The organism is Candidatus Chlorohelix sp. (assembly GCF_037138995.1).
Taxonomy (GTDB): domain Bacteria; phylum Chloroflexota; class Chloroflexia; order Chloroheliales; family Chloroheliaceae; genus Chlorohelix.
The window spans coordinates 33,321-55,645 of the sequence record NZ_JBAXHI010000028.1; the positions used below are offsets into that span (position 1 = coordinate 33,321).

16 protein-coding genes and 2 tRNA genes are annotated in these 22,325 nt (G+C 45.2%); 13 read left to right on the top strand and 5 right to left on the bottom strand.

Features of this window, described 5'->3' with window-relative positions:
• The first annotated feature begins 239 nt into the window (after positions 1 to 239).
• The 5 genes from gnd to WCK19_RS12930 all read left to right on the top strand — a co-directional run bounded on the left by gnd (position 240) and on the right by WCK19_RS12930 (position 5,641).
• Positions 240 to 1,175 carry a phosphogluconate dehydrogenase (NAD(+)-dependent, decarboxylating) gene (gene gnd / locus WCK19_RS12910; RefSeq protein ID WP_342397800.1) on the top strand — a complete coding sequence of 312 codons (936 nt, stop codon included), beginning with the start codon at positions 240 to 242 and terminating at the stop codon, positions 1,173 to 1,175.
• Positions 1,176 to 1,261: 86 nt separating this feature from the next.
• On the top strand, positions 1,262 to 2,821 hold the full coding sequence (gene zwf, locus WCK19_RS12915) for a glucose-6-phosphate dehydrogenase (RefSeq protein WP_342397801.1): 1,560 nt from the start codon (positions 1,262 to 1,264) through the stop codon (positions 2,819 to 2,821).
• Positions 2,822 to 2,840: 19 nt separating this feature from the next.
• Complete coding sequence (locus WCK19_RS12920; protein ID WP_342397802.1) at positions 2,841 to 4,067, top strand: glucose-6-phosphate dehydrogenase assembly protein OpcA; 1,227 nt, start codon at positions 2,841 to 2,843, stop codon at positions 4,065 to 4,067.
• Positions 4,051 to 4,848, top strand: a complete 798-nt coding sequence (pgl, locus tag WCK19_RS12925) for a 6-phosphogluconolactonase (RefSeq protein WP_342397803.1) — start codon at positions 4,051 to 4,053, stop codon at positions 4,846 to 4,848. Before WCK19_RS12920 ends, pgl begins: the two co-directional genes overlap by 17 nt.
• A gap of 49 nt (positions 4,849 to 4,897) precedes the next feature.
• Positions 4,898 to 5,641, top strand: a complete 744-nt coding sequence (locus WCK19_RS12930) for a suppressor of fused domain protein (RefSeq protein ID WP_342397804.1) — start codon at positions 4,898 to 4,900, stop codon at positions 5,639 to 5,641.
• A 2-nt stretch (positions 5,642 to 5,643) separates the two neighbouring features.
• On the opposite strand, the gene WCK19_RS12935 is transcribed toward WCK19_RS12930, so the two are convergent.
• Positions 5,644 to 7,500, bottom strand: coding sequence for a cation:proton antiporter (locus WCK19_RS12935; RefSeq protein WP_342397805.1), 1,857 nt, complete (start codon positions 7,498 to 7,500; stop codon positions 5,644 to 5,646).
• Between the two features lie 459 nt (positions 7,501 to 7,959).
• Between WCK19_RS12935 and hrcA the strand changes: the two genes are divergently transcribed.
• The 4 genes from hrcA (at position 7,960) to WCK19_RS12955 (ending at position 12,354) form a co-directional block, all read left to right on the top strand.
• A complete protein-coding gene (gene hrcA, locus WCK19_RS12940) occupies positions 7,960 to 9,027 on the top strand; it encodes a heat-inducible transcriptional repressor HrcA (protein ID WP_342397806.1) in 1,068 nt (355 codons plus the stop codon).
• A gap of 126 nt (positions 9,028 to 9,153) precedes the next feature.
• Positions 9,154 to 9,696, top strand: coding sequence for a nucleotide exchange factor GrpE (locus WCK19_RS12945; protein ID WP_342397807.1), 543 nt, complete (start codon positions 9,154 to 9,156; stop codon positions 9,694 to 9,696).
• Positions 9,697 to 9,779: 83 nt separating this feature from the next.
• Positions 9,780 to 10,925: a molecular chaperone DnaJ gene (dnaJ, locus tag WCK19_RS12950; protein WP_342397808.1), complete on the top strand. Its 1,146-nt coding sequence runs from the start codon at positions 9,780 to 9,782 to the stop codon at positions 10,923 to 10,925.
• A 76-nt stretch (positions 10,926 to 11,001) separates the two neighbouring features.
• A complete protein-coding gene (locus WCK19_RS12955; RefSeq protein ID WP_342397809.1) occupies positions 11,002 to 12,354 on the top strand; it encodes an adenylosuccinate synthase in 1,353 nt (450 codons plus the stop codon).
• A gap of 303 nt (positions 12,355 to 12,657) precedes the next feature.
• Here the strand turns inward: WCK19_RS12955 and WCK19_RS12960 are convergent, their stop codons facing one another.
• On the bottom strand, positions 12,658 to 13,779 hold the full coding sequence (locus WCK19_RS12960; protein ID WP_342397810.1) for a hypothetical protein: 1,122 nt from the start codon (positions 13,777 to 13,779) through the stop codon (positions 12,658 to 12,660).
• 134 nt (positions 13,780 to 13,913) lie between these two features.
• Positions 13,914 to 14,471 (bottom strand): hypothetical protein, encoded by a 558-nt coding sequence (locus WCK19_RS12965; RefSeq protein ID WP_342397811.1) that lies wholly within the window; start codon positions 14,469 to 14,471, stop codon positions 13,914 to 13,916.
• 299 nt (positions 14,472 to 14,770) lie between these two features.
• On the opposite strand from WCK19_RS12965, the gene WCK19_RS12970 reads away from it, so the two are divergent.
• A complete protein-coding gene (locus tag WCK19_RS12970) occupies positions 14,771 to 15,802 on the top strand; it encodes an alpha/beta hydrolase (protein WP_342397812.1) in 1,032 nt (343 codons plus the stop codon).
• Positions 15,803 to 15,867: 65 nt separating this feature from the next.
• Here WCK19_RS12970 and WCK19_RS12975 read toward each other — a convergent pair.
• A tRNA-Thr gene (locus WCK19_RS12975) sits at positions 15,868 to 15,940 on the bottom strand.
• 2 nt (positions 15,941 to 15,942) lie between these two features.
• Positions 15,943 to 16,026: transfer RNA gene (locus WCK19_RS12980), tRNA-Leu, on the bottom strand.
• 117 nt (positions 16,027 to 16,143) lie between these two features.
• On the opposite strand from WCK19_RS12980, the gene WCK19_RS12985 reads away from it, so the two are divergent.
• The 3 genes from WCK19_RS12985 to WCK19_RS12995 all read left to right on the top strand — a co-directional run bounded on the left by WCK19_RS12985 (position 16,144) and on the right by WCK19_RS12995 (position 22,234).
• On the top strand, positions 16,144 to 17,904 hold the full coding sequence (locus WCK19_RS12985) for a CAP domain-containing protein (RefSeq protein WP_342397813.1): 1,761 nt from the start codon (positions 16,144 to 16,146) through the stop codon (positions 17,902 to 17,904).
• Between the two features lie 197 nt (positions 17,905 to 18,101).
• A complete protein-coding gene (secA, locus tag WCK19_RS12990) occupies positions 18,102 to 20,918 on the top strand; it encodes a preprotein translocase subunit SecA (RefSeq protein ID WP_342397814.1) in 2,817 nt (938 codons plus the stop codon).
• A 95-nt stretch (positions 20,919 to 21,013) separates the two neighbouring features.
• Positions 21,014 to 22,234: an HD domain-containing phosphohydrolase gene (locus WCK19_RS12995; RefSeq protein ID WP_342397815.1), complete on the top strand. Its 1,221-nt coding sequence runs from the start codon at positions 21,014 to 21,016 to the stop codon at positions 22,232 to 22,234.
• Positions 22,235 to 22,325 lie beyond the last annotated feature (91 nt).

Here is a 22,325-nt window from a genome sequence, read left to right on the forward strand (position 1 = left end):
CTCAATGCAAATCTTTGCCCGCTTTTAAATAGAGCGTAACAGTAGTTTTTTAGTAACCGTTCATTGGGCATGAACTTTTTGTGGTTTTAACCATTGCATGCCGCAGTACATTGATTTAGTTTGATTACACCAAAGTTTCCGATTTGATATTCTACACCAGATATTGTATAGATATAGTCAGAACCCCATTCATGGTTACGGTTTTTTAAGATATTAATTGAGAAAGGTTTAAATAGAATATGGAATTAGGATTTGTAGGTCTAGGGCGCATGGGCGCAAACATGGTTCAGCGATTGGTAACTCTGGGTGGACACCGCGTAGTCGCTTACAACCGTTCCCAAGACAAAGTGCAAGAGGTAGTTAAATTTGGAGCAGTCGGCGCGACCTCTCTGCAAAATTTGGTGGAACAACTGCAAGAATCGCCCAAAGCGGTTTGGCTTATGGTTCCGAGCGGTGATGTGACCGAACAGTATGTGAATGAGGTTTCAGACCTGCTCAAGCCCGGCGACATTATTATTGACGGTGGAAATAGCAACTATAAAGATACTATCCGCCGCCACGAACTAATGAAACAAAAGGGGATACATTATCTTGATTGCGGCACCAGCGGCGGCGTTTGGGGTCTTACGGTAGGTTATGCCTTGATGGTGGGGGGAGATAAAGAGCAAGTGGATCATCTATATCCGCTATTCAAGACCTTAGCTCCTGAAAACGGTTACTTGCATTGTGGACCAAGCGGCGCGGGACACTTCGTAAAAATGGTACACAACGGTATTGAATATGGCATGTTGCAAGCGTATGGCGAAGGCTATGAAATTTTGAAAAACAGCCGGTACGACCTTGACCTGCTTTCCATAAGCAAAATGTGGATGAACGGCAGCGTAGTCAGAAGTTGGCTACTTGAGTTGGCGGTAAATGCTTTTGAAAACGAAGGCAACGACCTAACGAATATCAAGGGGTTTGTACAGGATAGCGGTGAAGGACGCTGGACAGTACAAGAAGCGATTGACCAATCCACTCCTGCGCCAATCTTGACCCTTTCGTTATTGGCGCGGTTTGTCAGCCGCCAAGATGATAGCTTCAGCGCTAAGGTGATTTCTGCCTTGCGTAACCAGTTTGGGGGGCATGCGGTGCTATCTACCGTTACTGGGGAAATGGAAAAACAACACGGCTAATTCCCACGCCACCAGTTCTCTCAAAAACAAGGGCAATAAAAACCCATGTGAAATATATAATGCCTGATACAGAAAGAGTTAATGTTATGACGCAGGCTCTCACAACTACAGCTACCCATGCCATTAACCCACTCAGGGAAGGCATGCGAACTGAGCGCACGCCTGAACCATGTGTGATGGTTATCTTTGGAGCTACGGGAGATCTAACTCACAGAAAATTGATTCCTGCTCTTTACAATCTTGCAATTGAGCGTCACTTACCTGCCAATTTTAACGTGATTGGCTTTGCGCGTCGCCCTCTTACAGACGAACAATTCCGGGGATCTCTGGTCGAATCTATTAACCAATTCTCCCGCCGTCGCCCGATTATGCCAGAAGCAAAAGAACAGTTTACACAGACAATTCATTTTATCAGCAGCGATTTTCAAAATCCGGAAGGTTATCAGCGTTTAGCCGACTTGCTTGGAAGGCTCGACCAAGAGCAAGGTACTCAAGGAAACAGACTTTTTTATCTCGCCACTAACCCAAGCGATTACCCTGTTATCATCGAGAATCTAGGAGCGTCTGGCTTGGCACGTCCCCAAAAAGCTGGTTCGAGCGCGTGGTCGCGCATTATTGTAGAGAAACCCATCGGGCATGATTTGAATAGCGCACAAGAGTTAAATGAAACGATAGCACAGGTGTTTCGCGAAAATCAGGTCTTCCGCATTGATCACTATCTGGGTAAAGAAACTGTTCAGAATATTTTGGTGTTCCGTTTTGCTAACAGCATCTTTGAACCGCTCTGGAACCGTCGCTATATAGACCATATACAGATGACAGTGTCTGAAGAATTGGGAGTGGAAGGGCGAGGACCTTACTACGAACATTCGGGAACAATTCGAGATATGGTGCAAAACCATATGATGCAATTGCTCAGCCTCGTATGTATGGAACCGCCCATTAACTTTGAAGCAAATTCGGTACGTGATGAAAAAGTGAAAGTTTTACGTGCCATCGCACCCTTAGATACAGACGATGTAGTACAACGCACCGTTCGCGGTCAATACGGCGCCGGAGTAATTTTCGGTAAGCCGGTCAAGGGTTATCGTGAAGAAGAACGGGTTGACCCTAATTCGGTCACGGATACTTTCGTAGCCATCAAACTTTTTGTTGAGAACTGGCGCTGGGCAGGCGTGCCAATTTACCTACGCACCGGCAAACGCTTGCCTAAACGCATGACTGAAGTAGCCTTGCAATTTAAAGCCGCACCACACCGCCTTTTCCCGCAAACTAATATTGAACCAAGTGTATTGACTTTGCAAATCCAGCCCAATGATGGTATCTCAATGCGTTTTGGGGCTAAAGTTCCCGGTCAAGCAATGCAAATTCGCCCGGTAACTATGGATTTCCGCTTTGGGCAAAGCTTTGGCAATGTGGCTACCGATGCCTATGAACGGCTGATTCTTGACGCGCTACTGGGCGATTCTACTCTGTTTGCCCGCCGCGATGAAGTTGAGCAAGCCTGGACAATAGTTAATTCAATCACCAATGGTTGGAATTATCTAATGACTCCTAATTTCCCTAATTATGAGTCAGGGACATGGGGACCAAAAGAAGCGGATGATTTCATCGAGAAGGACGGTCGCCGCTGGCGACGGTTGTAACAAAGCGAGGTAATTAGCCGTGACCGATAATACAAATATTAAAATGTTCGGCAGTGGAACCGGTACAATCAATAACGATTCTTTACAACAGATTATCGAACAGGGACAAGCTCATAATATTGCGCTTGAAGACATAGAAAAAGGAATAACCGCACTCTGGCAAGCCACCGATATGACACGACAAGCTGATAGTGAACCGGCTGTTATGCGAGCTTGCGTTTTGAATCTGGTAATTTGTACTGAAACCGATGAGGAGTTAGAGCAAGCAACTAATTCGATTGCGCGATTGACTTGGACTTACCCAAGTCGCAGTATCGTATTACTTTCAAAGCCAAATGACCCAGAGGAAGAAATAACTGCCTGGATTTCGGCACATTGCCAGATGCCTGACCCTAAAGGGCGGAAAGTATGTTGTGAGCAGATAACTATTGAGGGACGAGGAACGGGCGCAGAACGCATCAGTAGCATGGTATTGCCCTTGTTGGTTTCAGATTTACCGGTAACGCTGTGGTGGAGGTACGACCTTGGCTCGCAACTTAATCTTTTCCAACATTTATTTGAAACGGCTGACCGCCTTGTTGTGGATTCTCGACTGTTCAAAAAACCAACTACCAGCTTCAAGCAATTAGCTGACCTAGCAGAAAGCACCCAGCATAAGGTTAGTATTAGTGATTTGAACTGGACACGTTTGACTCCGTGGCGTAGCGCAATTTCACAGTTTTTTGACAATACCAGTTTCCTACCGTATCTTTATACCGTAGATAAATTGGAAATCGAATACGAAGCTCCCTACGATTTCGAGCAGCCGAATTTCTCTGAAGCATTATTATTGGTAGGATGGTTTGCTAAGGTGCTTAACTGGAAACCTGCTTTTGCTCTCAAAGTGCGTGGCTCAAATGCAAGCCTGATAATCAACCGAGGAGGGCAACCTCTAAACATTGAATTTCATGGTCACAACGAGCGGAAAGATGAATTAGGTGGAATAACCTCCTTGCGGATTTATTCTAGCCTACCGAATGAAAACAGGGAAGCGGTTTTTACCCTTACCCTTGCGGACGATTTGGAGCATGCCCACAGCAAAATCGAGGAAAATGGGCAGATTGTTTCAACCTTCTCGGCGCTCTTACCATTGCGAGATGTAACCAACCTTATGCACGAAGAGTTGAGCATGGTAGGTGGTGACTCGCTATTTGAGGGAGCATTGGTTTACGCCAGCAAGTTTGGTGACAATGGTAGCCAAGTATAATATGCATAATATAGACCCGCAAATTAAAATCCAAATCTTTGAAAATCTGGCGGAATTGAGCAAAACGGCGGCTGAAAGGCTTGCCGCTTACACCACAGACTGTATAGGGCAGCGAGGGCGTTTTACAATTGCTCTGGCAGGCGGTAACACCCCCCGCGAGTTGTACAGGATACTGGCGCAACCGCCGATTCGCGAACAAATAGACTGGTTCAATACCTATCTATTTTTCGGGGATGAGCGGTGTGTGCCACCCGATCACCCTGACAGTAATTACCGGATGGTGCAGGAAAATTTACTGGATTTTGTAGGGATTCCTTTCGCCAATATTTTTCGGATGGAAGGCGAAAACCCTGACCCGGTAGTAGCCGCAACAAACTACGCCAACCTGTTACAAGAGTTCTTTGAGCTTGAATCCGGTGAGGGACCTAGCCCGGAAAACTTCCCTAAATTTGACCTAATATTGCTGGGAATGGGACCAGACGGGCATACCGCTTCGTTGTTTCCCGGCACAGCTGCTCTACAGGAGCGCGGGCATCCGGTAGCCGCAAATTTTGTCCCAAAATTGAACGCTAATCGTCTGACACTAACCGCACCAACCATAAACCGGGCAGAGCAGGTTTGGTTCATGGTAGTCGGAGAGGATAAAGCGCCTACTCTAAAGCGAGTTCTCGAAGGCGATTATCAGCCTCAAACCTTGCCAAGCCAGTTAGTAAAACCCAATGGGGGGCGTGTTTACTGGTTTGTAGATCGGGCGGCAGCGGCTCAATTGGGCAGTATTTAAGGAATTTATTATACAAACAACCTACAAATAGACAGGAACAATACTACTAATGAGCTTGGTTGACCTTTTAAAGAGTAATAGTGGAGATGAGTGGTTTCAAAAAATCTGGGAAGAACGCGAAGAAAAGATATATCCTGAGTTATTCGGCAAGTTGCCTGAAACTGTTATTCGGCTACAGGAGCAAGCCTTAAAAGCTATTCTGGGAGCAGATGCCAAAATTCTACCGGAATGGCTTCATTATGGAGTAATTGAGATTGCCCCTAACGCGCATCATGCGGACTGGCTATATATTACCACCGGTTTCAGCCAACCTTGGAACCTTGATAAAGAAGCAGATTTAAACCCGAACGGACGCAGCGGTACCGGAATTGAAATAGTAATGCGAACATCAGAGCGTGCCGGATGGGCAGTAGATGTGTTACATAGGCTTAGCGCGTACCAAATTGGCGTTGCCGGCAAAACAATCAAAGGCAAGGTTTTTACTTGTGGAGATTGGATGCCCCTGAACGGACCCATTGACCCCGGCACGCCAAATACCAAAGTGCGCGGGATTTTAGTAGCACAACCGCGAGATTTTCCACCAGATTTTTCATTGCGTAGCGGTAAGGTAGAATTGTTGCAATTGCTAGGGATTACCGGGCAGGAGTTAGCTTACCTTCTGGCTAAGGGACCTACCTCTCTGGAAGATGTACTTTACGAACAGGGAGCAGCCCCCGCTATTAACCCAAATCGCGAAAGTATAGAGCTTCCAAATCGCTTTCCCCTCCCTAAAGAGCTTCAAGCCCGATTTTAAAATTACATATCCTTGCGCCCGTAAAAGCGGGCGCGTCTTCCATTTATCAACGCCTGTAACTCTACCCCGTTCACCCCATACAATTTGGCGGTGCGGCGAATAAATTCTAAGCTGGCTTCAAATTCAGGCTGGATTACTTCGTCTGCGCCCGATTGTTTCAGCATTTCGATGGTTTTTTGCTCGGTAGCGCGAGTGATGATTTCAAGGTGGGGATTCATTGCCCTTCCGGCACGGCTGGCAGCTTCGGCTACAATCGCATCCGGCACGGTTACAGCAAGCACTTTAGCTTCGATTATATTCGCTTGCTTCAGAGTTGCTTCCACCGAAACGTCACCGAATAAGCTGATAATACCGCGTTTGCGTGCTAGTTCCAACCTGCGTGGGTTATACTCAATCACTACCACATCAAAATTTCGGCGCATACAGGCATCTACCAATTGTTGACCAACTCGCCCATAACCACATACTACCACATGCTTTTTATAGGGCCAACGTTCGGTCTGACCCCTCAAACCTCGCAGGGTATAATTCATCTCACCAGTTTCTCTCTCATCGGAGAGTTTTAATTCCGGGCGCAATGAAAATGGTAAGGACATACCGACATTAGCATAGTCCGGAACATTTTTACCCAACAGCCTGAACAAGCGACTACGGATTCTAATTAGCCAATGGGTAAAAGTTGGGAAGAATTGTAATAAGATCGGGTTCGCAATAATAGTAACGAGCGCTGCCGAAAGTAGCAAAGATTCAACCCGGTTGTTAATCGCCCGGCTATCAACGCCGATACGCGCCAAAACAAACGAAAATTCCCCTACCTGAGCCAGCAATAAACCAGCCAGAGCTGCGGTTTTTAACGGTTGTTTGAATAGTAGTAATATTCCACTAGTCAATGCCCATTTCCCAACCAGCACCGTAATTACCAGTAGCATAATTTCGAAGAAGTTGTTTATCAAAAAAACAGGGTCTATCAACATACCGATACTAACAAAAAAAAGGCTGGCAAAAACATCACGTATGGGTATAATTTCGGTTAGAATATCTCCGGCAGACTCAGAACCGCTTACCATTAGACCTGCCACGAAAGCGCCCAACGCGAAAGATATATCAAGAAAATAGGCTAAACTTGCCGTACCCAGCGCAATTGTTATCACGCCAAGCAAAAACATTTCGCGAATACCTAGCATCACCAGTTTTTGTACTATCCAAGGCATAAAACGAGTGCCTATGATATAAGCTCCCACTAAAAATAAAGTGCCTTTCAGCAGCGCCAACCCAATACTCAAGGCTAGATTATCACCACCTTTTTCTCCAAGAGCAGGTAATAATACCACCAGCACAATAACGCTCAGGTCTTGGACAATGCCCAACCCAAGCGCCACTTTGCCATGCAACGATTCCATTTCGCCCCGACCCATCAGGATTTTCAGGATTACAATTGAGCTTGAAATGGCAAGGAGACCACCAAGAAAAATGCTACCGCTCAAATTAAGCCCTAGCAGCAGCCCTACGGGGATACCCAACAGTATCGTAAGAGAAATTTGAAAGATGCCTCCCAGAACGGCTATTTTTCCTATATGTCTTAACTCTTGTAGAGAAAACTCTGTCCCTAAAGCGAACATGAGCAAGGCTACCCCGATTTCTGCCAACACCTCTACATCAGATACCGATAAAGACGGACCCGGGGCGTAGGGACCAATGAACACGCCACCAAGCAAATAGCCGACTATAAGCGGTTGCTTGAGCCACGCTGCCACTAAACCACCTACAACCGCTGCAATAACCGCTAGAACCAGAGCAGTAATTAAATTATAGTTAGCGCCAGAGTCGGTTGCCTGAATTGCACCCGCTATCCATCCCATTCCTTGCTCCCTCGTAGAATTGCCCATCTAACCCAAAAGTTGTATTGGTTAATTATAGTGTAAAATGCTCTGGAATTTGGATAAAATGCGGTTAGAGTTACATACAGAAACCACTCCAATAGAGTATAATTCTCTAGTGTTTGAGGCTAACTGAACTTATAATTAGATTCTTTACATGAAGTCATTAGGCAAACGCCACCCGAATTGCTGGACACAAGACCCTGCTATTTAGTAAAAAAGCAGCGTAGCAAGGTACTATTGACACAACAAAGTCGAAATGATACCATAAAAATCAGCATGTTTTAGCACTCATAGTAATAGAGTGCTAATATTACAAGGGTGAATTAAACATATTATTGTCTTTCTAGATACATCTGACAAACCATTATTGATAAAACTTAAAATATGAAACGCCAAGAACGTAAAACAGGGGGAATAGATAGAGAAAGCAAGGTAAACATGGAAGAGCCGCAGGAATCCATGACGGAGCGGCGCAAGGAATTGTTGCGAACAATAATCAATGAGTATGTCAATAACTACTTACCGGTAAGCTCGGAGATGATTGTTAACAAATACAAACTTCCAATAAGTCCGGCTACTGTTCGAAACGAAATGGCGGAACTGGAACGAGAAGGGTATATTACTCACCCGCATACTTCAGCAGGGCGTATCCCCAGCGACAAAGGCTACCGATATTATGTAGAACATCTGATGGAACGGCAAGGTGGGCTTAGCTTACCGGAACAGCATAACATCCAACACCAGTTCTACCAAGTACAATTGGAATTAAACGAGGGGATACGGTTAGCAGCCGGAGTCGTAGCGCGAACCTCCCAGAATGTAGGAGTGGTTAGCTCACCTTACGTATTTGATGGGCGTTTGAAACGGCTAGAAGTAATCGGAGTCCAAGAGCGGTTAGCGCTGGTGGTTGCAGTAACCCAAGACGGCTCTATTAAAGAGCAAATGTTAAGTCTGAAAGAGCCAATCACACAAGAAGAATTAAGTATAATTTCAAATCGCCTAAATGCAACGCTACATAACCAGAACCGGACTCAGATTGAAAAAAAAGTGCAGGATTGGGCAGAGGAGTTAGACAAAATTGTAGCAACTCGCTTAGTGGAAATGCTACGGAGTCTCGAACAATATAGGGACGTACAATTGTATCGTGAGGGGTTGGCAAATATACTTAATCAGCCTGAATTTAACAATATTTCAACAATGCGACAGGTAATGCAAACGATTGAAACAGGCACCGCATTGCCAACCCTAATCCCAGAAATCCTTCAAAATTATGAGAGTGGAGTGCAAGTAGTAATTGGCGGTGAGAACCGCTTTGACGATATGCGTTTGCTGAGCGTAGTTCTAGCGCGTTACGGTATTGATGGGCAGGTAATAGGTGTAGTGGGTCTGGTCGGGTCAACCCGAATGGAATATAATCGCTCGATTTCAACGGTGCAATATATTGCACAGCTTATGACTAACCTACTTACTGGACATTCTGGTAATAATTTTATAGGACCGACTTAAAGTATTGGCGGATCAAGTTTCAAATGCGCGGCGAAGGGTTCAATAAAACCCCCACTCGACGCGCTTAATTGTGAGAATAGCAATAATATGCAACCATATACTGATGAGAAAAAAAGAGGGATGAAAATGGAAGAAACAACCAAACAAACCAATCAGGAAACAAATGGCACAATTGAAGCAATCACCGAAAACAATGTTCGTACAGTAGAAGAATTAGAAACGCTGCTAGTGGTAGAACAAAAGAAAGCGGCTGAGTTGGCAGATAACTGGAAACGTTCTCTGGCTGATTTCCAAAATCTAAAGCGACGCACCGAAATCGAACGTGCTAATATAAATGCTGATGTAAAATCAAGAGTAATAATGCGGCTACTCCCAATAGTTGATGATTTTGAACGGGCGCTTGCCTCCACTCCTGACAATTTGAAAGCTGAGCCGTGGGTTAATGGAGTCAGTTTAATAGAAAAGAAATTAAAAACGCTGCTTGAGCAAGAAGGCATCAGTTCATTTGATGCGAAAAACGCAGATTTTGACCCTCGATACCATGATGCCGTTCAGAGAGATGAAGACGGAGAAGGCGATAAAGATATAGTAACCGAGGTTTATCAAAAAGGTTATATGATGGGTGACAGAGTGCTTAGACCCGCGGCAGTTAAAGTAGGAAGGGGCTAAGAAATCTTCTCTATATCTCGATTCCCCTTGACGGAGTACGCAGTTTTGATTAAACTGAACTTAAGAAAAAGACAGGTATATTAATGGCTTCAAAACGTGATTTCTACGAAATACTGGGAGTTTCCCGGTCAGCAACCGAAGATGAGATTAAAAAGGCTTATCGCCGCTTGGCAATGAAGTTTCATCCTGATGTAAATAAAGAAGCGGATGCTGAAGAAAAATTCAAAGAAGTCAAAGAGGCATACGAAGTCCTTAGTGACGCTAAAAAACGTGCCACTTACGACCAGTTTGGTCACGCCGGTATGTCTGGGGCAGGCGCTAACCCCTTTGAAGGTTTTGGCGGTATGGGTGGGTTCAGCGACATATTTGAGCAATTTTTTGGCGGGGCAGGTGGTCCCGGAGGGGCGCGGCGTGCCAGCCCGCAAAGGGGCGCAGACTTAAAAACCACCATCACCCTTGAATTTGAAGAAGCAGTTTTTGGTGCCGAAAAAGAAATTGAGATTGCACGTTTCGACACATGCGCTCATTGCAAGGGTAGCAAAAGCGAACCGGGGGTTGAAACCACTAAATGCTCTAATTGCAACGGTTCAGGAGAAGTGCGCCGCGTACAGAGCAGTATCTTTGGTCAGTTTGTAAGTGTAACCACTTGTGACCGTTGCAGAGGTGATGGTCGGGTTGTAACCACCCCTTGCAAGGAATGTCGGGGCGAAGGAAGAGTTAAAGTAAGCAAACGCTTGCTGGTAAAAATCCCAGCTGGGATTGACTCCAACTCGCAAATTCGAATAAGCGGAGAAGGTGAAGCAGGTCCTCGTGGTACTTTGCCCGGTAATCTGTTTGTGGGAATAGCAATTAAAGAACATCCTATTTTTAAGAGAGTAGAAGCCCATATAATGGTGGATGTGCCACTCAATTTATGGCAGGCTACTCTGGGTGATAAAATTGAAGTTCCAACAGTGGATGGTCCATTAGAAATAGAAGTTAAACCCGGTACGCAACATGGGGATATTATCCGGCTAAAAGAGCGGGGAGTGCCATTGTTGCGGGGAAACGGGCGGGGAGACCAAATTATTACTTTTAAAATAATAGTGCCGCGAAAACTTAGCGAAGAACAACGTCAGCTACTTCAACAAATGGCGCGTACTATGCCACGCGAACAAATCGGCAAAGAATCACAGCGCGACAAAGATGATAAAGGCGGATTCTTTGGACGATTCAGGGTTGGGTCATAGCAGTAGCAGCGGAAAGTTTATAACTACTATTAATTTCAATGCAGCAAATCGTTTGAACTAAAGAGGTAGCACCTCTATGTCAGTAATGGCTTTAATTGGCGGACAATGGGGCGAAGAAGGCAAGGGTAAATTTATCGAAATTCTGGCTGAGCAAGCCAAAGTTGTAGTGCGTTATAGCGGTGGGGGACATATACGGCAGCCCATAATAAACGAGCAGGGTCGTTTTAATCTTCAATTTATTCCACGCAGTATATTCAACAATAAGGTAATCACGATACTTGGTGCGGGTATGGTTCTCGATCCTAAACGGGTTGTAGAAGAGATGGAAGCCCTTGCGAGTAACGGAGTTAATCTTAAAAGGCTTTTTATCAGTGAGCAGTCTCACTTGATAATGCCTTATCATCCTTTATTTGAAGAACAAGAGCGCAGAGTTTATGGAACTCCTATTATTGATACCCTAGGTTCAGGTCTGGGACCCGCCTATGCCGACAAAGTTAGCCGAATAGGAATAAGAGTTGGCGACCTGATTCAGGAAGAACAGTTTTTATCACGCTTGAGCAAAACACTCACTGTTAAGAACGACATACTGACCAAGGTTTATAAACAAGAACCTCTAAATCTACGTGAAATCTACCAGCAATATCTCAGTTATGGGCGAGCAATGCGCGAACGTATCTTTGACACTCGCCTAATTCTCCAAAAAGCAGTTGAAGATAATCACACAATAATTCTGGAGAGCGATCAAGGTTCGATGCTAGACCTTGATTTTGGGTCATATCCGTATGTTTCCAACGCTTCACCAACAGTCGGTGCCGCATGTATTGGGTGTGGGCTTCCACCTACAGTCATAAAAGCATCGCTGGGTGTCTTTAGCGCTTACATAGTTCGTTCTCAGACCGGACCCTTCCCAACCGAAATGACAAAAGAAGAAGGCTCGCCATTGGTAAGCTTTCGTAGTCAGGACAACAGTCGAGGTGGGCGCAGAGCTACTAATCCGATTACAGGTGAGAAATACCGTCGCTATGGCTGGTTCGATACAGTCGCGGCGCGTTTTGTAGCACAGCTAAATGGCTTAACCTCTCTAGCCATTACCAACCTAGATGCGCTGGATACTTTCAAAACCGTTAAGATTTGTACAGAGTATCAGGTATATGATACCAACGTGCGAAGATTTCCCTCTGATATTGCAACACTTAAAGTAGCTACCCCCGTTTATGAAGAATTGCCGGGCTGGGAATCTCCCACTGCACATATAAAGAACTACGAGGAATTACCGATTAATTGTCAGAATTTCATAAAGCGGATCGGAATGTTAGTGGGGGTTAACGTTGATATAGTTTCTACCGGACCGGATCAAAAAGATACTATTGTGCTACGTGACCCTTTGAGAGCGGTAAATATAAGCCGAGTTATGGGGAACTACGGATAAAAAAACTGGTCCCCTCACTCAAAGGACCAGCTTTGGCTTGTTGGATTCACTTACTCACTGTCACTAACTATATTGACTTGCTCACCTATCTAACCTGCCAAGCTCACCGCTTTCGCGATCGGCAGCAACCAATATAAAGCAGTATTACAATAAATACAACTTCACTAGTCTCTACCTGTTCAAGCCATCTCAGTCAAATAAGTTAAGGATGTATCTAATTAAGATTGTGTTTGCCGCCAATTCTCGGATTAGGATAGAAAATCTGTACCCGAGAATTAGCAGTGTTTTACTAAGCTCGTTGCCTTACTTAATAGCAATAGCAGCGTTCGGACTCAAGGAGACTGAACCATCTTCAGGCTCAAAGAACACATCAAACGGTGTAATATTGCCACGGGCAATTGTGTTAACGAAACCTAAATAACTACCACCCTGGAACAGATAGCTATTTCGCCCAATCTTCTTGCGGAAGGTCGGCTCTGCTTTTTGAATTCGCCATCCATCCGGAGTAGTAAGCGTATAGTTGAACTCCAAGTCCAACGGTATAGGCTGTGCCGGAATACCATGATGCAGAATAGGTATTTGCGGATGATCAATAACCTTAAGCAAATTACCGGCTCGTTCTACACCACTGGGTAATTCAGCTTCAGCAGCTACACGGATACTGGCACCATCAGTTACAAATTTCGCTTTAACGTAGGCTTCGCGACCTTTCAGTTGCGACACCGGGAATAAGCGAGTCCAGTAGGTAATGCTGTCCACCTGACCAGTACCGCTTGTAACGAAGGATACACGGCTAAGGGTTTTACCCTCACTAGCACTCAGGGTACGAACCTGAATATCCTCATACAATTGACCGGTGAGGTCAGCAGTACTCCATAGAGGACCAAAGAATACAGTCTTGGTTAAGACATCGTTGTTCTTGGCAGTCACAGTGCGAACTTGCTCCCACGCCTCGCGAGCGATCTGGGTATCAAGCGCAATACGCGCAGTAACATCATGGAACAAGCGACCACCGATATAGGTCTGAGATCGGGTCAGGTTTAGGCTGCTATCGGGAACATAAGTTTCTCGCCGAACTGTGCCGCGCCACTCAAATGGATGTATGAAATCGCCTACGATAATGCGCCCGTAGCCCTTACTCTCACGGGTTTTATCATCAAGATCCGTGATAAGTGCGTTTATTTCCAAGCCCTTCTTAACGCCCTCCACCATCGATTCAACTCGAACCGTAATGTCGGAGATGTCGTCACCCTTGGGTCTAGCTCTAAACTCTATCTCGGATTCGAGTGGGAGTTTGGGTACTGCCGCTGGGCAACCTATAGTAGCACGGGCTGTAATGTTAGCCCACCAATCGTTATCGTAGCGGCAGCGCCAATCGGCCAGACCCTTCCCTTGCTCTGCCCTTCCTTCAAGGAATGCTGGCATACGGGAATCCTCCTTCTAAAAATACTTGTGGCTTGTCAGTTGTCAATAGCCGCGTCGCCAGCAGTTTGCTTACGATTGCTACCCACTGACGACTGATAGGTTAACTAAAGGGCAGACTGCATTTCGCCTTGGTTTCACTTGGTTGGCGTGCCACTCGTCTGCTGTTTCACATAAAGCATAATATCTACTGCTTGTTGAGGCAAAGGAATGCCGGAAGGCATATTTCCATGCCCTAGTAAGATAAACTTCACTACGTTCGCATCATTTACTGGTGTGCCATTGAAAAGGAAAGCGGTTTGGTAAAGATCACCTAACCACGCGCCGTGACTAGAGACGGTCGGGGGACCATAATGACAACCAACACAAATGCGATTATAGTTAGCCTGTCCACGGGCAAGTGCGCTTTTCAGCTCATCTTCCCCCTGTTTTCCTTGGGTCTTCCACGCTTCTACATACGCAATCTTTGTACCATCAGTGGATAACTGGATCTTGGCATAAGTAGGACCACCCGCTTCTAAAGCTGTCTGCTGGGTGCGCCCGTTATAGTCACCTGCTACCAGAAATCCGAGGAAAAAAAGCAGGATCGCCCCGATGATAATACCACTGAACCAGACAGTGTAAACCACCAGTTGTACACGGGGTTCTCCCAACACCGTCCTAACATTTCTGTTTTGTTTAGGTTGGTAAGCCACTGGTTTTCTCTCCTGTCTAGCTTGACTTGCCGGATACTAGAATACTTAAAAGACTTGATGGGCGTTAAAAAATTAAACGCAAGAAGAATTATTCCTACGTAAGCAAACAGGTATTTACTATTGGGTTTATTCTATTAAAACTGGCTTCAGGGTGCGGTAGTTTTTGCTACACCCTCGATTCTGCGCCTTCTTCGACAAATTTTGAACAATCGGTTTTGTAGTGGCTGCTACTGCGCTTATCTCAACTTAGTCATAAATTATAATAGAAGTCTCATTTTTTTCAATAGAGAGGGTTCCCTATGCTTAAAGTTAATGAAACCATTGCTGCATCTACCGGGTTACTCACCTCAAAAGCGCTTGATTACATTGAGAGCCTTAAAAGAGAATTACAACAGCCGCGTCTGAAAGCTAAACGCCGCGCTGAGATAGAAGAAGACCTTGCCAAAATTGCGGCGGGGAAGTTTGTGGAAATCAACGGGGTTAAGCACTTTATAATGGATGAAGGCCCTGCCGATGGTGAAGCAATTATCTTAGTTCACGGCTGGGATTGTAGTAGTTTCTGGTGGCATGCCATCACAGACAAACTCAACGATAACGGGTATCGCACTATCAATTATGACCTGCGGGGACACGGGTTGAGCGATGAAAACCATCCCGGAAATGATAATTATAGTATCAAAGCATACGTGGAAGATCTCGAAGCTTTACGCCAGTATTTTAAGCTGGAAAAATTCCACATTGCTACTTTTTCGTTAGGTTCTGTTATTGCAGTGTCGTATGCCGCAAAATATCCTGAACATGTTGCCTCCTTGACTGCTTTTAATTTTGGTTTGTTCCGTTATAATCCAATTGTGGTCAAGGTTATGCCTATAGCACTTAGCACTGTTTTCAGTAGAGTATTGCGCCCTGTTGGTCCCAAAAGTTGGCGCTTCGTTTACTATTACGCTCGTCTAACCCTTACTAAAAATCCGGTGGATAAGCGCGATATTCTATATGGGCTACTCAGCCTACGAGATTGCTCGTTTCGTACTTCTTATAATAGTGCCCGCGACATCATGTCAAAGCCGGTGCTAGACGAGTTGCCCCTTTGGTGTACAGCAGTTAAAGCTCCCACTTTGCTGGTGCCGGGTTCGCATGACCGGGTTATTGGCAAAAAGAATGCTAAAGCGCTGGCAAATCTGATTCCAAATCTTACTTACTTTGAAATGCCCAAGTGCGGACATTTAATCCTAGCAGAATTGCCAAATCAAGTTGTCGAATTGATGAAAATGCACTTAGGGAAAAATTCAATGAGGAAAGATAGCGAAATTTTGGCGCACACCGAGAACTAAATCTTTTTAGAAAAATATTTCAAATGAAAAAGGCGAGCGCAATGCCCGCCTTTTTTCGTTTACCAAGCCCATGATCAGGATCGAACTGATGACCTCATTCTTACCAAGAATGTGCTCTACCGACTGAGCTACATGGGCAATGCCTGGAGTGGGAGTCGAACCCACACGGGTGATTAGCCCAACGGTTTTTGAGACCGCCGCGTCTGCCATTCCGCCACCCAGGCGCAACTACAGTATAATAACAAAATTGAGCTTATTTTGCAACTCGATTGCGTTAACCGTCATCATTAAGTAAAATCCGATATGTAAAGTGCCTATTTCATCTGAACAGGAGAAAGATTATGAGCGCTGATACCAGAAACGCCCCTGATAAAGTCCCTCCAAGTATCACCACAGCCGATACTCCGAATACTTTCCAACCGGATGAGGAAAGTACCCCTATGCCGCTAACCTCTGCGGTGGTAGAGGCGGCAGGCAGTAATACGGGTTCTATGCAAACTTTCGGTTTGGATAAATCTCAGTTTGCGCTGGACAGAATAAATTATTACCGCAGTCAGGTGGGCGTAGCAGCAGCAACGATGAACCAACCGTTACAGCAAGCGGCAACATCTCATGTTAATTATTACAATTTGAATGGGTCGGGGAATTATTCCATTCACGAAGAAATAGCCACTAATCAAGGGTTTTCGGGTAAAGACTTCTTTGCCCGTGCTGCTAAATTTAGTTATGTAAACCCGGATTGCACCAATGAAAACATTGATACAATTGCCGACCCTTTGCAAGCGATCGAACGTTTGATGAACACCTTGAACCATCGCATCCCCTTGCTTGACCCTGCTTACCCAGATGTTGGGATTGCTTACGGCGCCAAACCGGATGGTACAAACCCGATTTCAGTCATAGACTTCGGAATGCCTGTCTGGAAAACCAGCTTCCAGCCTCAGTTTATAATCTGGCCCCCTAATGGCAGTAGTGGATTCTATCGCAGTTATCGCGGAGAAAGTCCCGATATGTTCAAACGTGCCGGACTAAATCCAGCTTACCCTATCGGAAATCCGATTACGGTTACTTACCGAGGCTCAGAAAAAATTGTATATGACCCCAATGGTATGAGCCTAAAAGATTCGAGCGGCAAGGAAGTACCAAGTTACAAACTGGCGGATTTGAACTCGTTCTGGACTGCCCGTAATAGTGCCGCAATTTCCTCAATTCAGCCACTTGCACCGGATACCACTCTTACGGTCAGTTTTACATTTAGTATCAACGGTGGCGCACCCCAAATGTTAAGTTGGTCATTCAGCACTAGTGCCTTGAACATTATCCAGCCCAAAGCTGGTTTGAGCAACGCCGATATTTCGGTGCGGAATCTGTGGCAAAACACCGATGCGCCGGTAGCAACAGGTAAAGTCAAGAGAAGTTGGTTATACGGACCTGAAATTTTTGATGCTAGATATGAACCCTACAAAGAAGCGCCGGGCGGTAATCGGCTGGTCTATTATCTGGATAAAGCCCGGTTGGAAATCAATAATCCAGCAGGAGATCGCAATAGCAAGTGGTTTGTAACCAGTGGCTTGCTCACCCGCGAATTGGTAGGAGGATTCGTACAGGTTGGAGACAGTAGCTATGAACAACGCAGTTCGGCGCAAATACCGGTTGCGGGAGACCCAGCCGCATCCAATCCTAATGCCCCTACTTATGCCTCATTTGCTATGATAACATCGCTCAACAATGACAAGCGCATCTCAGACCGTACCGGGCAAGCCGTTCTTGAAATTATTGCTAAAGACGGCTCGGTGCAAAAATTGGCAAACGCGCCTGCCCCAGTAATTTGCAAACAATATGACAAAACACTAGGGCATAATATTGCGGATGTACTTCTAACCTATATGAACAGCATAACCGGAGGATGGGTCTTTGTATTGGGTTATCCAATTACCGACCCTTACTGGACAGTCACAAAATTAGCTGGAACTAACGCATACGTACTGGTACAATTATTTGAACGCCGTGCGCTTACTTATACACCCTCAAATCCGATGGACTGGCGGGTAGAAATGGGTAACATAGGACGGCATTATTTTAGCTGGCGTTACAATCAGTAGCTTATGTTATTTAGGACACAGGTTACTGCCCTAAAAACGTTTCTTGTAACAGCCATGATGTTAGCAAAAGCAATACGAGAATAGTTATTTCTATATGCTATAATGTAATCTGTAGAAATTGCCGAAAAACCGGGTTGTTTTGTTTTTATAATGCCCTGATTGAGTATAAATGTTAATTAGTAATTACAGGTGGATTTGTGTTCAAAACTCTTAAAAATTTAATTACAGGTGGCGATAGTACCGATAAAGAATTGCGTAAATTAGAGCAAATCGCCAGCAAAGTTATAAATGAATATGATGGAAAATTTTCAAAACTTAGTGATGAAGAGCTTCGTGCCAAAACTGACCAATTCAAAGAAAGATTAAATGCTGGGGAAAGTCTGGAAGATATTTTGCCGGAAGCTTTCGCAACAGTACGCGAGGCGGCATGGAGAACCCGTCGCCAGAAGCACTTCAAAGTGCAATTAATGGGTGGTCAAGTATTGCATCTGGGCAAAATTGCTGAGATGAAAACTGGTGAAGGTAAAACGCTGGTGGCAACCCTTGCTGCCTATTTAAACGCGCTTGAAGGTCTGGGCGTTCACGTAATTACTGTAAACGATTACCTTGCAAAACGTGATACCCAATGGATGGGACCGATTTATCATGCTCTAGGACTCTCTGTAGCAGTTATCCAGAGCAATGGCGGCAATCCCAACCGCCCTTCCGCCTACATGCTCGACCCATCCTTCCGCGATGCAGTTGACCCATCCCTGAACTTCTTAGTGCCAGTATCACGCCATGCTGCCTATAGAGCAGATATTACCTATGGAACCAATAACGAGTTTGGCTTTGATTATCTGCGTGATAATATGGCACGTAGCGCAGAGGAATACGTACAGCGCGAATTGCATTACGCGATTGTGGACGAAGTAGATAATATTCTGATTGACGAAGCACGAACCCCGCTTATTATCAGCGGACCGGCAGGCAAAGCCGATGATAATTATTACAAATTCGCCGATATTTTGCGCCAATTGCGGGAAGGCGAAGACAGAGATTACACCATCAAAGAAAAAGAACGGGTTGTGAACTTGACCGAATTCGGTCTAGAGCGATTAGAGCGTATGCTCAATATCCCGCCCTATGAAAGCGTCTATGATGATAAATGGAGCAAATATACCCAATATCTTGATAACGCTCTCAAAGCGAAAGCCTTATATCAACGCGACCGTGAGTATATTGTGCGAGATGGGCAAGTTATTATCGTAGATGAGTTCACCGGACGCTTGATGGAAGGTAGGCGTTACGAAGGCGGTTTGCACCAAGCAATTGAAGCCAAAGAGAAAGTACGCATACAGCAGGAAAACCTCACCTATGCCACCATTACGCTCCAAAACTATTTCCGTATGTACGACAAACTCTCAGGTATGACCGGTACTGCGCTAACGGAGTCGGAAGAATTCTACAAAATTTATAGGCTTGATGTAGTACCAATCCCCACGAATAAAGAGATGAAGCGAACAGACGAAAACGATATGGTTTTCAAGAGCGAAAAATCCAAATACGAAGCAGTGGTGGAAGAAATCGAGGAAATGTACAAATTGGGTCGTCCCGTATTGGTCGGTACAACCAGCGTAGAAAAATCTGAAGTGCTGGCAAACCTTTTGCAGCGACACAAAATTCCTCACAATGTTCTGAACGCAAAATTGCATGAAAAGGAAGCTGCAATCGTCACACAAGCCGGAAGACCCGGTGCGATTACAATCGCAACCAATATGGCGGGACGCGGCACCGATATTATTCTGGGCGGTTCTCCTGAAAGCTATTTGCAAGATGAATTGGAGAAGCGCGGCTTAAAGGCGGAAGACAAAGGCTCAGAAATATATGCGGAAGCAGAAAAAGAAGCCCAAAAACATTGGGAAGAAGCCCATGAACGAGTTATTACTGCTGGTGGGTTGCACATTATAGGTACTGAGCGGCACGAGTCGCGCCGTATTGATAATCAGTTGCGCGGTCGTGCCGGACGACAAGGCGACCCGGGTAGCACCCGTTTCTATATCTCGCTGGAAGATGAACTGATGCGCCGTTTTGGTTCAGACCGCATCAAAGGACTGTTGGAACGCTTTAACTTTGAGGATGACCAACCGATTGACTTTGGTATGGTAGGCAAGTTAGTAGAGCAAGCGCAAACTAAAGTTGAAGGTATGAACTTCGACTTCCGAAAGCATTTGGTGGAGTTCGATGATGTAATGAACAAACAGCGCGAGTCGATTTATGATGACCGCCATCGCATTCTCACCAGTGAAGACCTGCGAGAACAGATTAGCACCTTGATTAAGGGTCGCCTTGATGAAATTGTAGAAGAGCATACCCCCGGAGATCCGCACGAATGGGATGTGGCAAACCTGTTCCGCAACCTTGGTCTGATGCTTCGTAGTAGCGCTATCAAGTTTGATCGCCAGCCGCATGACGAAGAAGATCAAAAACAAATGGTACTTGAAGCCCTTGAAAAAGAGTTCAATATAAGCGCACACGATTTTGAGAATAAAAATCGCGATGAAATAGATGAACTTGTCTCAGCAATGCTTGACCACGCCTATAATGAGAAACTAGAAAGGCTCGGCGAAGAGAGCATGATATTGTTCGAGCGGCTAGTATTGGTACAGGTATATGACGATAACTGGGTAAATTACCTGACCCCGCTCGAAGAGTTACGGCGCGGTATTGGGCTGAGGGCGTATGGACAGCGCGATCCGTTGCAGGAATACCGCCGTGCCGCATTCCAGTTCTGGAACGAATTGCAAATTAATATCAAGCGTGATATTGCGGAAAAGTTCTTCGCTTATGAACTACAACGGGCTGCTCCTCCACCCCCCCCGATGCAAACCAATGCTCCTGAAGAGTCCGCTGATAACGGTAAGGCTAAACCTACGTCTGCCAAATCAAAAAAAACAGGTCCGAACGAACCTTGCCCTTGTGGTAGCGGTAAAAAATATAAGAAATGTCACGGGGCAGTTACAGCGATGCGCTAGAAATAGTTATTATTATCCGGTTAGAGGAAATTGAACGCTTTTCCTTTGACCGGAATAAAATAATATAGCAGTTGTAAAGTAGTAAAGGGTCAGATATGTCTCAACAAGATTTAAATTCCGGTTCGCAGCAGCCGAACGAGGCAACCCCACAACTCGTTGCACATATGGATGATTACCGTGCGCTAGTCAAAATTGCTTGTTTATTAAGCTCAGAACCTGATTTGGATAATCTGCTTAATCTGATTATTGACACTAGCAATAGCTTGCTGAACGCAGACCGCAGTAGCCTTTTCCTCATAGATTATGAAACTAACGAACTTTATAGCAAAATTGCGTTGGGAACTTTAAACGAAATCCGGGTGAAAATCGGCTCAGGGCTGGCGGGGACTGTAGCTAAAACAGGTGAAATTATAAACCTGCGAGATGCACAAAATGACCCGCGCCAGCAAAAAAGAATTTCCAGTGAACAGGCTTATATACCTCATACCATGCTTACTGTGCCAATGCGTAACCATTCCGGAAAAATTATAGGGGTAATCCAAACTATAAATAAAAAAACCGGAAGCTTCAATGAGCGCGATGAAGAGGTTTCACTGGCATTCGCTTCACTTGCGGCAGTTGCAATCGAAAATGCTACAATGCGGCGCGACATAGAGTTAATGTTCAAAAGCTTCATCGAAACTATGGCAGATACCATAGACCTTAAAAGCCCACAAACAGCCGGGCATAGTCGCCGGGTTGCCTTCTATGCCGCCGAAATCTCCCGTGAGCTTAATTTACCTAAAGAAAATATTGAGCTTATCCGCATGGCTGGATTGCTCCACGATTACGGGAAAATTGGCGTGCCGGAAGTGGTCTTGAAAAAGCAGGGTAGACTCACTGAAGAAGAGTGGGGCTTTATGCGCCAACATGTATCCATTACCGAGGAAATTCTAAAAAGGCTGTATTTGATTGGAGAACTCAAACGATTACCTAGTATAACCGGGCAGCACCATGAAAGGGTTAACGGCACTGGATATCCGAATGGTTTATTGAGTGAAGCTATTCACCTAGAAGCTAAAATCTTAGCAGTATCTGATGTTTATGATGCTCTAACAATAAGGCGCTATTACCGAGAACCTATGACCCATATTGACGCGCTTAACTACCTTCGCACGCTGATTGGTATCGAATTTGAAGGCGAATGTGTAGAAGCTCTAGTGCGGGTGGTAGAGCGCGTTGGTGCGCCTCAAAACCCTTATGAGGATACTGCCCTGCAATTCGGTAGCACGCCTGCCGAAACATTAGCACCCGATTTATCACGCTTTCTGCAATAAAAAGCAGTTTCAGTGGCACATTGCAGCCGCTTGCTATAAATTTTGCGCCTCTTTTCGGATGAAATGATGCTTAAACTTACTTTTAAAATAA